At 68.0% G+C, this 13,814-nt stretch carries 12 protein-coding genes and 2 pseudogenes; 3 read left to right on the forward strand and 11 right to left on the reverse strand.

What is annotated here, in order from left to right; genetic code table 11:
- Positions 1-174: 174 nt before the first annotated feature.
- From LCL61_RS37600 to LCL61_RS37625, 6 genes and pseudogenes are all read right to left on the reverse strand, one after another.
- A complete protein-coding gene (locus LCL61_RS37600; RefSeq protein WP_340684142.1) occupies positions 175-1,077 on the reverse strand; it encodes a hypothetical protein in 903 nt (300 codons plus the stop codon).
- 582 nt (positions 1,078-1,659) lie between these two features.
- On the reverse strand, positions 1,660-2,091 hold the full coding sequence (locus tag LCL61_RS37605; RefSeq protein ID WP_340684143.1) for a hypothetical protein: 432 nt from the start codon (positions 2,089-2,091) through the stop codon (positions 1,660-1,662).
- Between the two features lie 440 nt (positions 2,092-2,531).
- Complete coding sequence (locus tag LCL61_RS37610; RefSeq protein ID WP_340684144.1) at positions 2,532-3,875, reverse strand: substrate-binding domain-containing protein; 1,344 nt, start codon at positions 3,873-3,875, stop codon at positions 2,532-2,534.
- Positions 3,876-4,226: 351 nt separating this feature from the next.
- Positions 4,227-4,613, reverse strand: a pseudogene (locus tag LCL61_RS37615) (fasciclin domain-containing protein); the annotation flags it as partial.
- An 88-nt stretch (positions 4,614-4,701) separates the two neighbouring features.
- Positions 4,702-6,264 (reverse strand): molybdopterin-dependent oxidoreductase, encoded by a 1,563-nt coding sequence (locus LCL61_RS37620; RefSeq protein ID WP_340684145.1) that lies wholly within the window; start codon positions 6,262-6,264, stop codon positions 4,702-4,704.
- A gap of 54 nt (positions 6,265-6,318) precedes the next feature.
- On the reverse strand, positions 6,319-7,092 hold the full coding sequence (locus LCL61_RS37625) for a carboxymuconolactone decarboxylase family protein (protein ID WP_425341962.1): 774 nt from the start codon (positions 7,090-7,092) through the stop codon (positions 6,319-6,321).
- Between the two features lie 200 nt (positions 7,093-7,292).
- Here LCL61_RS37625 and LCL61_RS37630 point away from each other — a divergent pair.
- Positions 7,293-8,144: pseudogene (locus tag LCL61_RS37630) on the forward strand (ERAP1-like C-terminal domain-containing protein); the annotation flags it as partial.
- A gap of 205 nt (positions 8,145-8,349) precedes the next feature.
- On the opposite strand, the gene LCL61_RS37635 reads toward LCL61_RS37630, so the two are convergent.
- Both LCL61_RS37635 and LCL61_RS37640 read right to left on the reverse strand, forming a co-directional pair.
- Positions 8,350-9,396: a polymorphic toxin type 44 domain-containing protein gene (locus tag LCL61_RS37635; protein ID WP_340684146.1), complete on the reverse strand. Its 1,047-nt coding sequence runs from the start codon at positions 9,394-9,396 to the stop codon at positions 8,350-8,352.
- Between the two features lie 6 nt (positions 9,397-9,402).
- The gene (locus LCL61_RS37640) at positions 9,403-9,705 is read right to left on the reverse strand and encodes a hypothetical protein (RefSeq protein ID WP_340684147.1); all 303 of its coding nucleotides are present in this window, start codon (positions 9,703-9,705) and stop codon (positions 9,403-9,405) included.
- Positions 9,706-9,879: 174 nt separating this feature from the next.
- Here LCL61_RS37640 and LCL61_RS37645 point away from each other — a divergent pair, with 174 nt between their 5' ends.
- Both LCL61_RS37645 and LCL61_RS37650 read left to right on the forward strand, forming a co-directional pair.
- Positions 9,880-10,689, forward strand: a complete 810-nt coding sequence (locus tag LCL61_RS37645) for a DUF4097 family beta strand repeat-containing protein (RefSeq protein WP_340684148.1) — start codon at positions 9,880-9,882, stop codon at positions 10,687-10,689.
- 250 nt (positions 10,690-10,939) lie between these two features.
- Positions 10,940-11,221 (forward strand): metal-sensitive transcriptional regulator, encoded by a 282-nt coding sequence (locus LCL61_RS37650; RefSeq protein WP_007034631.1) that lies wholly within the window; start codon positions 10,940-10,942, stop codon positions 11,219-11,221.
- Here LCL61_RS37650 and LCL61_RS37655 read toward each other — a convergent pair whose 3' ends face one another.
- The 3 genes from LCL61_RS37655 to LCL61_RS37665 are packed head-to-tail and all read right to left on the reverse strand — an operon-like array spanning position 11,222 to position 13,793.
- Positions 11,222-13,381 carry a heavy metal translocating P-type ATPase gene (locus LCL61_RS37655; protein WP_340688777.1) on the reverse strand — a complete coding sequence of 720 codons (2,160 nt, stop codon included), beginning with the start codon at positions 13,379-13,381 and terminating at the stop codon, positions 11,222-11,224.
- A 41-nt stretch (positions 13,382-13,422) separates the two neighbouring features.
- A complete protein-coding gene (locus LCL61_RS37660) occupies positions 13,423-13,590 on the reverse strand; it encodes a hypothetical protein (RefSeq protein ID WP_340684149.1) in 168 nt (55 codons plus the stop codon).
- Positions 13,587-13,793 carry a heavy-metal-associated domain-containing protein gene (locus tag LCL61_RS37665; RefSeq protein ID WP_340684150.1) on the reverse strand — a complete coding sequence of 69 codons (207 nt, stop codon included), beginning with the start codon at positions 13,791-13,793 and terminating at the stop codon, positions 13,587-13,589. The genes LCL61_RS37660 and LCL61_RS37665 overlap by 4 nt, the downstream gene beginning before the upstream one ends.
- Between the last annotated feature and the right edge of the window lie 21 nt (positions 13,794-13,814).

A 13,814-nucleotide genomic window follows, 5' to 3' on the forward strand; every position in this document is an offset into this window, starting at 1 on the left:
AGGAATCGTCGGCGGAATCTCGACAATGACCACTACTCGCCGTCACACGTCGAGGTGGTGAGGGTGCACTCAGCGAGGCCACGGGCCTGCTTCCGTGGCCCGTCGACGACGTCAGCCGCCCTACCTCCGCCAGTTGGGGCACGCGAGTGTCCTCCTGGGGCAGGGGACCGTGGTTCAGTATCTCGCGGCACGTGCGGCGACAAGGGCGCTTACCACGGCCTCCCTGCCGCGTTCATCGGCGCGAATTGTGCTACTCACCTCGATATGCACGAAAGCCGTGCGTTTGGCAGCCGCCATCTTTCCCTGCACATTGGTGTCACCCTCGAGGCCGCGGCACGATTCAGTCCAGGCATGACACAGCGCGAATCCGGCCGCCGTCAGCCGATCGGCCACGCCCAACGCCATGTCATCGACCTCGGCCGCCCCGGTGGAGAGCACGATATCCTTGCCGGGTTGGCTCGAGTCGTGAAATCCATGGAGCTGAATTTGACCGTACCCGCGTTCGGCCAATTCCGTGGCGATGGCGTGAAACATGGAATTCTCCCGATGCGCGACATCCGCTTGTGTACCGGCGCGCCGGTGAGCTCCCGCCATCAGCAGCACCGCACCGGGGACCATTCTGAAGTAGGACAATCCCATCTGTTCGGTGCGCAGATCCGAGTTGGGATGCGGTATCTCGACAACGATCGACGGAGGTGCTGAACGATCGATCAGGTAGACGCCCCAGGCACGCTCGGATTCAGGTTCGTTCATCACGAGCGTGTAACCTCGGCCGGTCGCCGAGTCGACACCGTCATGAACGGAAAATCCCAGCTCGTCAAGCCGGGATCCGGTCGCCTCCCCGCGGTCGAGGAGCGCGGTGAACCCATCGGCCCCAGCACGGCGTTCAGCCACATTCGGTGACCGATACGGTCGTTCTGCATCAAGTCCGGCGACGAAGGACGAGATATGCGGGGCCAGATCGAGGCCCCTGGACGATTCCTGAGGACCGCGTCCGAGCTTGAAGATCACCACCAGGACAATCGCCAGCGTGACAGCTACGCTGACCACGGCGACGACTCGAGATCTGCTACGCATTCGAGAAGTGTATTACCGGCGGCCGTTCAGCAGAAGGTCCAGCGCTTCCCATCAAGAATAATGCATACCTGGCTTGGCTGGAGGAAACGGTGATACTGTCTGGAGCTGCGATTCGAATGGACAGGCACCAAGACGGATCCGGCCGGCGCATTCGGATTCTTGATCATTTTCCTTTACGAGGCCCCGCCGGCTGAGGACACCTACAAGGAACCGGTCACCCCGGAGAGGACTGAAACCCTTGCAGACACGTGGCACGGCCACCTGATCCCGGCGCCGGCCGTTCACTGAAGGTGAATTTCCCTCGAATCCAAGCCACATGAGGCGTGATGAAGCCGCATTCTCGCGCAAGACCCGCCCTGATCACGGCGAGGACTTGTCCATCGACGTCGAAGCGGCCAGCAGACATCCTTGACCTCCGGCTCTCGCGCGCAGATCCACTCCGGTCCCGCGGCAAACGTCCCAGGTTCGGAGCGGACCCGATGGTGATCTCCCGCCTTCGACCCGCGGGGACCAGCCTTGGCACCGCGGTCCATCACCATGTGATACCGCGAGTCCCCACCGGCGGGAACTCGCGGACCGCGGCTAATCCTTCCGGCAGTGGTCGACGAAGGTGACCGTGGTGACCCTGTCCTTCACAACCTTGACCACGGCGGTGGCTCTCTTGACATTGATGCGCTCGAAAGGTCCCTGCACCCTGATGTTGACGACCTCGCAGTTCTTGGGCATGTCCCGTTCCCTCACCTGATAACTGCCAACAGCAAGCTTTGACTCCGAGCGGCACTCCCAGCCGCGCAACAGCCACTCCGCGATCTTTCCTTCGCCAGGTTGACGGATGATGAATCTGAACTTCCCCTTCACGTCTTCAAAACCGCGAACCTGCTTGCACACCCTGATTTCCCCCAGGTCCTTGCGATCAGCCGCCGCCTCTGGCGCCACCAGCGCCGACCCACCCGACATGAGCGCGAAACCAGCCGTGAGCGCGACGGTCGAACGGCCGCGAACTTGCCATTTCATCGGCATTACTCCTCCCGTATCGGCCGATTTTTAATATGACCTCAGTAGCATTGCAGAATTCCATGAACAGCTAAAGATTTCCGCATGGCGAATATTCGTCACTGACCGATGTGAAATATTCCGCAAGAAGGAACACTGTTCGCGATTAACCCGTGCGCCCATGACGACAGGCGAGCCCGCCGACGGCGAACTCTACCCGGCCACCTCGTTTGGCCGAGCGATTGCGCCAAAATGCGCAAGGGAGGGGTCCGTGTGCGAGGTGTCGAGGTGACGCGGTCCGCACAAACGCCTGTCGAACCAGACGCCCTGTCCCTTGTGTCCCCTGGTCGAAGACGCCGTCGGCGACTTCCCCCGGTGACCGCCGCGCGCACGGTCACGTTCCTGCTGCGCACCGGTGCGATCGTCACCGGAGTCATGATCGTGGTGTTCGGTGGCCACGATCATGACGGGCCGCCCGCGCGGTGGTGGTCGCTCGCCCGCGGCGCCGGGGTCGCCCCAATGTCACGTAGCTTAAGTTGATCTTGGGTGAGGTTGACAGGTGGGGTGAAGACGCTGTCGTAGAGCCCGGTCTGCCCGTCCGGCACGGCGCGGACGGCGCGCAACCGGTCGACGGCGGCCAACTGCTGACGGACCGGCGCCATCGGCAGGATCTCCCGGTAGTCCCGCTCACCGTCCACTTTGGTCGCGAAGGCCAGAAAACGGATCTGTGACGTGGATTTGAACAGATGCAAACCGTTCTCCGCCGCCTCCAGCGTGATCCGCAGGCGGGACTTGCCGGTTCCCGGGACCGGCGCGCTCATCGAGCCGGACACGTCGATCAACACCTGGACCCGGGCACTCGCGTTCACCCCGGCCCACTGACTGAGCGTTTTGGCGACCTCCTCGGCGGCCGGGATCTCGGCACTGCGCTGGCCTTGAGTCTCGACGCGTCGATCGGTTTCGATGAGCCGCAACGCTTGCCCGCCAGGGGCACGCAGCTCGGACCGCGGGCCCGTCGCGGCACCGTAGAGCAGGGTGCGTTTCAGTTCCGCGACGGCTTTGCCCTGCTGCGGGGTCGCCCCCGCGACCTCGACGAACGGGTAGTCGAGCGCTGGAGCGTCGGGTGAGTACACGGCCACCAGCGCGGTCCCGCCTTCGAGAAGCCCGGAGTTGTGGCGCAGCACCACGTTCTCCGCCGCGGGGAACACCGTCGCGCCGGACGTGGTGGCGGAAAACTTCCGCAGCGAAGCGACGTACGCGGCGGCCGGATCCGAGGCGCCCTTCGTGACCTCGCGGAGTGCCACCAGTGCGGAAACCCCGGCGGGATCGCGTACCGGATCCGGCATTCCCGCGACGATTCCGGCGTGGCCGAGTACTTCCGGCCAGGTCGGCGACTTGCGCGGCCAGCCGAGCGCCCGCGCGACCGGCTCCGCGACCGCGAGCACCACCGGCGAACTGGCGATCGACGGGCCTGAGGCGGGAGCACCGTCGGCTCGCCTGAGGAAAAGCGTCGAGGACGGGATCCAGGCTTGGGGCTTGGGCGCGGTTCCGGACAGCTCTTCCGCCACTTGGACGGATTCCCGGGGCTGCACGTCGAAGGCGACGCAGGCGAGATCGAGGGCCCGGGCGGCTTCGGTGACCGCGGGGGCGATGTCGGGCGACGCGGCGACGACCACCCGCACGGGCTCGCAGGCGGGTTCGGACCTCGCCATGGCCACCGCCACCCACGTGGCCGCGCCGAGCACGACCGCCAGCAGTGGAATCAGTATCCGTCTTCGGGTCCGGGTGGTGGCGTGGCGTCCCATCGACTCTCCCGGCATGGGGTTCGAGGAGCGTCCGAGGGTACGCCGCGAGCACCCCTAGGGGAAGGCTGCGACTTTCGGCGTAGAAAAACCCCACCGAGGCGGGAGGTGCCCCGACGCGGGTCGCGGAACACTTGCCCGGTAAGGAAAGCACTCGAAATCGGGGGAATTCGTGATGAACCGGCCCACCCGTGCGGAACAGCGCAAAGCCCGCAACGCCCTGTTCGGTCAGGCGATCACGGTCGCCCTCGCCCTGCTGCTCGCGGCCGCCAGTCGCGCGTGAAGGCCCCCTTCCTTCGGCCAACTGCGGCGGCGCGCTTACACGCCTGTCGATTTCAGCGGGCTGGTCGCNGCGGGGTCCGCCGGGGCGAACACGGTGATGGCCTGCTGGCTGTTGAGCGTGTCCACCAGGTTGGTGGCCTTCACCGCGGCGACCAGCTTGGTCAGCAGCGGGTTGGTCGAGGCGGCGCTGGCGACCGGCTGCGGGCCCATCGAGTCCAGCGAACCGGGCGCACTGCCCTGCGGCAGCTGGGAACAAGCGGGGCCGAACACGTCGGCGTTGGTGGTGACGCCGTCACCGGAAGCGGCGCTGGACATCGGGGCCGACATCGACGAGGACGGGGCGGGCGCGGGGGCGCTGCTGGAGCTGCCGGACGAAGCGCTGTCGTTGCTGCTGCAGGCGGCCAGTGCCAGCGCGGTGACCGCGGTGAAACCGATTCCTGCGACGCGAAGCTTGCTCACGGAAAATCACTCCATTTGTTTTTCGGACTCTTGCCGGGTATTCGGACCTACTGCGAAATCGGATTGCCACTCTTTCGAGTGACGCCGATCACCGTGCGGTGAAACTGATGACATGCCAGCCCGTCGCGCCGTCCGGAACGGTTCCCGCACGGGCGTCGGTCTGGGTGTAGCCGGATTTGTCCACAGCCCGGACGGTGACCTGATGACTTCCGGCCGGGACGTCGAATTCGGTCCACCACATCCGCCAGGTGTTGACGCCCACCTCGCGGGAAAGTGTTGCGGGCTGCCAGTTCCCGTTCGCGCCGAGCCGGACTTCGACCCGCTCGACACCGGTGTACTGCGCCCACGCCACGCCCGAGATCCGGACCTTGCCCGCGGGTACCGTTTCGAATCCTTTCGGGCTGTCGATCCTGGACTGCGTTTTGATCGGGGCCTGTTCACCCCAGCCACGGTCGAGCCAGTACGCGCGGCGCGCTTTCCAGGTGGTGATCTCCAGGTCTTGGACCCATTTCGTCGCCGAAACATAGCCGTAGAGGCCGGGGATCACCATTCGCGCGGGAAAACCGTGCTCGACCGGGAGCGGTTCGCCGTTCATCCCGATCGCCAGCATCGCGCCCCGCTCCGGGTCGAGCGCGGCCACGACCGGGCTGCCCGCCGTCCAGCCGTCGACACTGGTGGAGAAGATCTGTTCCGCGCCGGGCAGGACTTCGGCCTCCCGCAGCAGGTCCCCGAGGTCGACGCCGATGAAGTTCGCCGTGGACACGTAGGTGCCGCCGACCTCGTTGGACACGCAGGTCATGGTGATGGTGCGCTCGATCAGCGGCCGGTTGCGGATGTCGTCGTAGCCGAACCGTTTTTCGTTGCGCACCATGCCGTGCAGCCGGAGGCTCCAGTCCTCGGCGCGGACCTGCGGCACCGACAGCGCGGTGTCGACGCGGTAGAAGTCACGGTTCGAGGTGAGGAACGTCGGCGTGCCCAGTTTGGCGAAATCCGCGTCGGCCGGGATCGGCGGCGCCGGCTCGGCGGGAACGAGCCGCCCGACGGCCGCACGGGAAGACTCCGCGTCTCGCGTGCCGGAGAGAAGCTGCCCTCCGGCCCCCGCCGCACCCGCGGCGACGACGGCACCGGCTCCGGCCAGCAGCACCGACCTGCGGGACGGGGCGGCGCCGGAGGTCTCCTCTTCGGCCCGCGACCTGGCCGAGGCCAGGCGATGCAACCAGAGGAAGACGCCGACCCCGGCGATCAGGCTGGCCAGCGGCGCGAGCAGCGCGACCAGGGAGAGGTCGGGACGCTGCGACACGGCGAGTCCGCCCAGCAAACCGAAGGCGGCGATCAGCACGACCCCCGGAACGGGTGACCGGCGCGAGACGATTCCCGCCACGGCGGCGGCGAGCACCATCACGACGGCCATCCCGGCGAGCAGCACGAGTTTGTCGTAGACACCGAACGTCCGGACCGCGAAGTCCTTCAGCTCCACCGGTGTCAGATCGATCGCCCCGTTGCCGACCGCGAGGTACGGCGAGGCGTTGGCGCTGATGAACCCGGCCACCAGATGACCGGCCGCCAGTGCCGCGGCGAGGGCCACGACACCGATCAGCGCCGCCCCGAAGAGAGGGAGGCGTGGTTCCCGGTCGGCCCGCGAAGTCTTCATGCCAGGTATTCGGCACGGACGGGTCCGCGGACAGGTCGTGAGTGGCGATTCGGGTCAGGGCCAAGAGTGCCTTAGGTACCTACTGACTGGGTTTGACTGCGGCTGATCGTGGGTCAGGTAGTGAAGGCCTCCTTGCCTACCCTGAAGGTAGNGAAGCGGGATCTTGCAGGCGTCACCCGAGGTGAAGCCCTGCGCGGTGATGTCGAGCGCGCTGTTCATCCGGGCACGCATGTTCTCGAGGCCGATCTGGTAGGTCAGCTCGATCACGCTTTTGCGGCCGAACTCCCGTTCCAGCTCGGCGACCTGCGCGGTGATGTCGAGCGCGCTGTTCATCCGGGCACGCATGTTCTCGAGGCCGATCTGGTAGGTCAGCTCGATCACGCTTTTGCGGCCGAACTCCCGTTCCAGCTCGGCGACCTGCTCGTCGGTGACGGTCACCGGGCTCGCGGTCATCGCGTCGGCGTACGCGAGCGCGAGCCGTTCCTGGTCGGTGAACGCGGGCGACTTCGCGTAGTCGTCGATGTTCTTCAGCCGTTCGATGTCGAGACCCTCGTGCAGCTGCAGCATGGTCCCGAAGTCGATGCACCACGAGCAGCCGAGCTGGGTCGCGACGCGGTACACGGCCAGCTCGCGCACGTTCGACGGCAGCGTCTTGCTGGCCTTCTCCGCCATCATTTCGTGCATGCCGTTCGCCCGGAGCAGCGCCGGGTGGTGCGCGTAGACGGCCATCGGCTCGGGCACGGCGCCGAAGCGCTTGCCGGCGAACTTGTAGAACAGCTTCAGCAGGAAGCCGGCTTCGGCGGTCTTCACGGCGGGAATACGCGGCATGGTGTCCTCCTCGTGCGGTTGCGATCACCGAATGGACGAGACGGCCCGCGCGGACGTGACAGTGACGCCGGTGACGCGCGCCACGCGACCGCAAGGGCCTCGATTTAGCCTTTTCGCCGGAACCCCGAGTCGATCATCGAAGGTAGGCTGGCGAGTCGGCCCTTTCCCTCTCCTCCCCCTCTCCTCCCCCTCTCCTCCCCCTCTCGGCGTGGGAGATGACGCGCGAGGCCGAGCTCAAGGCCCGCGACTTCGTCACCCTGGTGCAGCGCGGCGTGCACACCGAGACCGAGGTCGGCGTGGTGCAGCGGCTGCTGCTGCAGGCGCAGACGGCGCTGAACTCGTACGCGAACCCGGCGTGGGCGGCGGACAAGGGCTGGCCGGAGTTCTCCGCGCGGCTGCTGGAGCTGGCGCAGGGCGCCGAGGCCGGTTCGGACCACCAGCTGGCGTTCGTGAACTCGCTCGCCGGATGCGTGCTCGACGACAAGACGCTGGCGATCATCGCGGGCTGGCTCGACGGCACGGCGCCGCTGGAGGGCCTGACCGTCGACACCGACCTGCGCTGGCGCCTGCTGCACGCGCTGGTCGCGCATGGCAAGGCGGAGAACCCCGAGATCGACGCGGAACTCACCAAGGACGACACCGCCGCCGGACGACGTCAGGCGGAGCGCTCGCGGGCGCTGCGGCCGACCGAGGAAGCGAAGGCCGACGCGTGGCAGCGGGCGGTGTACGACGACGAGCTGCCGAACGCGGTCAGCGACTCGCTCATCACCGGCTTCTCCCACCCCGGTCAGAAGCACCTGCTCGGCGGCTACGTGACGCGCTACTTCGAGGTCATCGACGAGGTGTGGCAGCGGCGGTCCAGCGAGCGGGCGCAGCCGACCGTGGTCGGGCTGTACCCGTCGTGGGCCGTCGAGCCGTCGACGGTGGAAGCGTCGGACGAGTGGCTGGCCGGGGAGCACCCGGCGGCGCTGCGCCGTCTCGTGTCGGAAGGCCGGGCCGGGATCGTGCGGGCGCTGGCCGCCCGAGAGTTCGACTCGCAGGCCGGGGTCTAGAAAGAGCTGAAGGGGCCCTTCACCGCATGCGATGCGGTGNACCGCTCGGTACCGCCCAGTGGATCGCCACCGGCTATCTGCTCGCACTCGCCGCGATGGTGCCGGTGAGCGGCTGGGCGAGCCGCCGCTTCGGGACGACGCGGCTGTGGCTGGTGTGCGTAGGTCTGTTCGCGGTGCTTTCCGCGCTCTGCGCGAGGGGCCAGGCTCACAGCGGCCGGATGGCGCCTGCCTGCTCGAGTCTGTCGCGGCGATCGAGGATCGCCTTGGTGACGGCCTCCGGGGTCAGCGCGCCCGGACCGTACTCGTGCGCGAGATCGATACCCAGTTGCACGGACGCCTGGTCGGCGGGATCGGTGGGATGGCCGTCCTTCCAATCGGCGGCGTTGGCGCCGGCGTGCAGGGTCCATTCGTCGATTCCGCCGACGGTGCCGACGTATCCGTAGTGGATGTTGGACCAGACGTCGTACCGGATCTGTCCCTGCAGCCCCGGCAGCGGGGTGAACGTGTTGTCCCCCGTGGTCATGTCCAGGATCCTGCCCTTGTGGTCCCACTGGGCGCCGGTGTTCACGAGGTCGTACCACTCCTTGAGCGCCTCGACCTTGTCACCGATCGAGGTGAAGGGATTCACCTTGTCCTGCAAGAGATCTCGGATGTTCCGGATATCCGTCGACTGCCCGTTGCGCACCATCTCGTCGGTGATGAACGCGAGAATGGCGTCGTATTCGGCGCCCGGGTTCTCCGAAGGGTTCTGAGTGGTGACGCCCGAATCGAGACCGGTGACCGACGCGACGCCCGCGGTGAGCAGGTCCCGGACCGCGTTGGCCACGACGAGGACGAAATCGCGCCGTTCCCCTTCGTCCCGCATGTTCGCGTAGGGCTGCTCCCGGTCGTCGACCGTCGCGCGGATGGCCTGCTTCACTTGCGCGACCAGCGACGCGAACCGGCTGACGTGGTCGAACAGCTGCTGACAGCTCGTCCTGACGTTGGTGGTCGTGCGTATCGTGCCCTCGACGCGCTGCGCGAACATCTCGCCGGCCTTGTCCCGCCACGCGTCCCGAATGTCGTTCGGCTCGACCCGGACCGGTGTGAACGCCAGTGAGGCGTCACGCCAGGCGACTGCGAGCGCCTGGACCTTGTCCTCGTCGGTGTCGGGCCAGGCCATCGCGGGCTCCCGGCTCCCCCGGACCGCTTCGATCTCGGCTCTGACGGCCGCCCACAATCCGTGGGCGTTGTTCGGCGGCGGCACGACCATCCGGCCCTACTTCCCGAACCCGGAGGCAGCGTCCCGATCCGCCTGGGCGTAGGTCGCCGCGGAGATCTTCGCCCCGTAGCCGTCGGCCTGCCACAGCGCCGGGAGCGGATCGGCGTGACTCAGCACCGAGATCTCCGACGGCCGGTATTCGCCGAGGAAAGCCGTGCCGAGCGGGTCGACGCCGATCCCGGCCCGCTCGGTTTCGACGGTCCGCCGGAACTTGCCCCACTCGCGTTCCATGTCGTCGCCGATCGCGACGAGTTGTGCCCCGATCCGGTTCACCGTGGTGATATCCATGTCGACGGACATCGGCCCTCCGTTCCCTTCGGGTGATTCTCCGGCCGCTCGACGAGGACCGGGCCGTCGTGACCGGTACCGGCCAGACCGTGTCCCCGGCGTGTCAGCGCCGTGGCGGTCCGGTGTCAGGCCGGTCGGTGATCGTTGCTTTCACCAAGAGAGATCACCACCACCGAGGAGTTCGAGATGTCTGTTTTCCCCACGCCGGAGCCGATCACCGCCACGCTGACCATCGCCGGTGCCCGGGTGCGCGTCGCCGCGAGCGACCGCCAGGACACGGTGGTGCTGGTCGAGCCGATCGACGCCGCGAGCAAGTCGGACGTGAAGGTCGCCGCGAACACCAAGGTCGCCTTCGACGACGGGAAGCTGTCGATCGAGACGAAGAAGGCGGGCGGCAAGGAAGGCTCGGTCGCGATCACCGTCGAGGTGCCCGCCGGTTCACAGCTGGTACTGAACACGGCTTGGTCGGACGTCAGCGCGGAAGGGCGGTTCGGCGACTGCTCGCTGGAAATGTCGTCGGGTCAGGTCCGGATCGACCGCGTCACGGCGGTACGAGGCAACCTCTCGGCCGGTGAAGTCGCGATCGGGCACGTCGACGGGACCGCGGACCTCGAAGGCGGCTCGGCCGGGGTGCGGATCGGCGAGGCAGGCGGCGTCGTCAAGTACTCGGGTGCGACCGGCAAGGTCTGGATCGGGCACGCCCGGTCCGACGTCGACCTCTCCGGTTCGAGCGGGAGTTTCGACATCGACCGCGCAGACGGCGACGTCGTCGCACAGGCCGCCGATTGCCCGATCCGCGTCGGACGGCTGTCGCGCGGTTCCGTCGAGCTGGCGAACGCGTCCGGCGGTATCGAGGTCGGCGTCGACGGGGACACCGCGTCGGTGGATGCCAAGAGCACCAAGGGTTCCGTGCGCAACTCCGTCGCCGAGGGCGGCGGCGTCAAGGTCCACGCGCGCACGCGACTCGACGACATCGTCATCCACCGCGCCGCGTGAGCCCGGTCCGAGGTGGTCGCAATTAGTCGGCTGATTGCGACCACCTCTCGGCCTGCAGTCTTTTCAGTAGCTGCTTCGCACCCTTAAGGCGCTTCGTCGCTTTAAAGCGCCTTCGCAGTTGCCATTTTCTGGCAATTTTCCACGTAGGGCCATTTGAGCTAGCGCATGTGTTCGATACGGAGTAGCTTTGCGGTCGTGGCCAGCAACGATGCAGCTCCGGGAACGTCCACCGAGTGGTGGCGCGTCGNGAATGACGGGCTACGGCACCGAGCGGGAGGCCTATCTCAAGCGCCTGCGCCGGATCGAGGGACAGATCCGCGGCTTGCAGCGGATGGTGGAGGAGGACAAGTACTGCATCGACATCCTGACGCAGGTGTCCGCGGCCACGAAGGCGCTGCAGTCGTTCTCCCTCGAACTCCTGGACGAGCACCTTGCCACCTGCGTGGTCCACGCCGCCGCCGCGGGTGGTGAAGAGGCCGACCTCAAGGTCCGGGAGGCGTCCGACGCCATCGCCCGGCTGGTCCGGTCCTGATCAGGCGTTCCCGCGGAACCGTCGTAGCCGCAGGCTGTTGGTGACGACGAACACCGAGGAGAACGCCATCGCGGCCCCCGCGATCATGGGGTTGAGCAGGCCGAGCGCGGCCAGCGGCAGCGCGGCGACGTTGTAGGCGAACGCCCAGAACAGGTTGCCCTTGATCGTGCCGAGCGTGCGGCGCGAAAGCCGGATGGCGTCCACGGCGGCGCGCAGGTCTCCGCGGACCAGGGTCAGATCACCGGCCTCGATCGCGGCGTCCGTCCCGGTCCCCATCGAGAGACCGAGATCGGCCTGCGCGAGCGCGGCCGCGTCGTTGACGCCGTCGCCGACCATGGCGACCACGCGGCCTTCGGCTTGCAGCCGCTTGACGACGTCGACCTTGTCGGCGGGCAGGACCTCCGCGACCACCTCGTCGATCCCCACTTCGGCGGCGACGGCCTTCGCGGAACCGGTGTTGTCGCCGGTCAACAGGACCGGGCGGAGCCCGAGCGCTTTCAGTTCCGCCACGGCCTTGGCCGAAGTCGGCTTGACCGTGTCGGCGACGACGACCACACCGCGTGTCTCGCCGCCCCAGGCGACGACGACCGCGGTGGCGCCACGGTCCTCAGCGGCCGTCTTGACCTGGGCATACTCGTCGCCGACAGCGATGCCGTGCTGCTTGAGGAGAGCGGGCCGCCCGGCCAGTACGGTCTTGCCTTCGACGTCGCCGAGCACGCCCAGGCCCTCGACGCTGCGGAACCCGTCGACCGGCGGCAGCTCGCCGAGCCGCTCTTCGGCGGCCGCGACGATCGCGCGGGCGATCGGATGCTCGGAAGCGTGCTCGACCGCCGCGGCCAGGCGCAGGACTTCGGTCTCGTCGCCGCCGAACAGGTCGGTGAGGCTCATCGTCCCGGCGGTCACCGTGCCGGTCTTGTCCAGCACGACGGTGTCGACGGCGCGAGTGGACTCGAGCACCTCCGGCCCCTTGATGAGGATGCCCAATTGCGCGCCGCGGCCGGTGCCGACCAGCAGCGCCGTCGGCGTGGCAAGGCCGAGCGCGCACGGACAGGCGATGATGAGGACCGCGACCGCGGCGGTGAAGGCGGCGTCGGCTCCGCTGCCGGCTCCGAGCCAGAAGCCGAGCGTGCCGACCGCGAGCGCGATCACCACCGGGACGAACACGGCCGACACCCGATCGGCGAGCCGCTGGACCCGCGCCTTGCCGTTCTGCGCGTCCTCGACCAGCCGCGCCATCTGCGCGAGCTGGGTGTCGGCGCCGATCCGGGTGGCGCGGACGACGAGCCGTCCGCCGGCGTTGACCGTCCCGCCGACGACGGTGTCCCCGGCGCCGACCTCCACCGGGACCGCTTCCCCGGTCAGCATGCTCAGGTCGACGGCCGATCCGCCGTCGGTCACGACGCCGTCGGTGGCGATCTTCTCCCCCGGCCGCACGACGAACTCGTCGCCCGTCTTCAGCGCGCCGATCGGGACCCGGCTCTCTGTGCCGTCTTTGAGGACCTCGACATCCTTCGCGCCGAGTTCGAGCAGCGCCCGCAGCGCGGCGCCGGAGCGGCGCTTGGACCGGGCCTCGAAGTAGCGGCCCGCGAGCAGGAAGGTGGTCACCCCGGCGGCGACTTCGAGATAGACGTTGCCCGCGCCGTGCCCGCGGTCCATGGTCAGCTCGAAGCCGTGCCGCATACCGGGCACCCCGGCGGTGCCGAACAGCAGGGCGTACAGCGACCAGAGCGTGGCTGCGACGACGCCGAGTGAGATCAGGGTGTCCATGGTGGCGGCGCCATGGCGGAGGTTCGTCCAGGCCGGTCGGTGGAACGGCCACGCGCCCCAGGTGACGACCGGCGCGGCCAGTGCCAGCGAGACCCACTGCCAGTAGGTGAACTGCCAGGCCGGGACCATCGCCAGCACGATCACCGGCACGGCGAGCACGGCCGAAACGACGAGACGCGTACGAAGCGCGCCAGTCTGGTCTTCGTCTTCGTCGGGTTTGGGCGGCTGAGCCGTGTAGCCGGCGGACTCGACGACACCGACGAGGTCTTCGACCGAGAGCGCGGCGGGGAAGTCGACCTGCGCCTTCTCGGTGGCGTAGTTGACCGTGGCGGAGACGCCGTCGACCTTGTTCAGTTTGCGTTCGACCCGCGCGGCGCAGGACGCGCAGGTCATACCGCCGATGGCCAGCTCGACCCGCCGGGATGTCGCGGCGCTCACGGCGTGCCTCCCGGGTGGCCCTCGTGATGGCCTTCGTGCACGCTGGTCGGCGCCGGTGCCGGCGTCTCCTCCAGCGGCCCGACGGCGGAACCGATCGCCCAGGCGACGGCGAACACCGCGACCAGGGCCGCGGCGAACGCCGACACCTTGACGGCGGTGCTCACGAGACGAGCTGGTAACCGGCCTCGGTGACGGCCGCGTCGACGGCTTGGACGTCCAGCGGCGCGTCGCTGGTGACGGTGACCTTGCCGCTGGCGACGTCCACGTTCACGGCGCTGACGCCCGCGATCCCGCTGACCTCCTCGGTGACGGAGGAGGCGCAGTGCCCGCAGGACATGCCCTTGACGGTGTAGGTGGCTTCGGCCATCGGTACGAACTCCTCTACAGG

The sequence above is a fragment of the Amycolatopsis coloradensis genome, from assembly GCF_037997115.1.
Taxonomy (GTDB): domain Bacteria; phylum Actinomycetota; class Actinomycetes; order Mycobacteriales; family Pseudonocardiaceae; genus Amycolatopsis; species Amycolatopsis coloradensis_A.

What these genes read in the sequence shown, in the direction of transcription:
- LCL61_RS37600 (WP_340684142.1), bottom strand. Translation starts at nt 1,077, where the DNA reads ATGCGTAGCAGATCTCGAGTCGTCGCCGTGGTCAGCGTAGCTGTCACG.
- LCL61_RS37605 (WP_340684143.1), bottom strand. Translation starts at nt 2,091, where the DNA reads ATGAAATGGCAAGTTCGCGGCCGTTCGACCGTCGCGCTCACGGCTGGT.
- LCL61_RS37610 (WP_340684144.1), bottom strand. Translation starts at nt 3,875, where the DNA reads ATGGGACGCCACGCCACCACCCGGACCCGAAGACGGATACTGATTCCA.
- LCL61_RS37620 (WP_340684145.1), bottom strand. Translation starts at nt 6,264, where the DNA reads ATGAAGACTTCGCGGGCCGACCGGGAACCACGCCTCCCTCTCTTCGGG.
- LCL61_RS37635 (WP_340684146.1), bottom strand. Translation starts at nt 9,396, where the DNA reads ATGGTCGTGCCGCCGCCGAACAACGCCCACGGATTGTGGGCGGCCGTC.
- LCL61_RS37640 (WP_340684147.1), bottom strand. Translation starts at nt 9,705, where the DNA reads ATGTCCGTCGACATGGATATCACCACGGTGAACCGGATCGGGGCACAA.
- LCL61_RS37645 (WP_340684148.1), top strand. Translation starts at nt 9,880, where the DNA reads ATGTCTGTTTTCCCCACGCCGGAGCCGATCACCGCCACGCTGACCATC.
- LCL61_RS37650 (WP_007034631.1), top strand. Translation starts at nt 10,940, where the DNA reads ATGACGGGCTACGGCACCGAGCGGGAGGCCTATCTCAAGCGCCTGCGC.
- LCL61_RS37655 (WP_340688777.1), bottom strand. Translation starts at nt 13,381, where the DNA reads ATGACCTGCGCGTCCTGCGCCGCGCGGGTCGAACGCAAACTGAACAAG.
- LCL61_RS37665 (WP_340684150.1), bottom strand. Translation starts at nt 13,793, where the DNA reads ATGGCCGAAGCCACCTACACCGTCAAGGGCATGTCCTGCGGGCACTGC.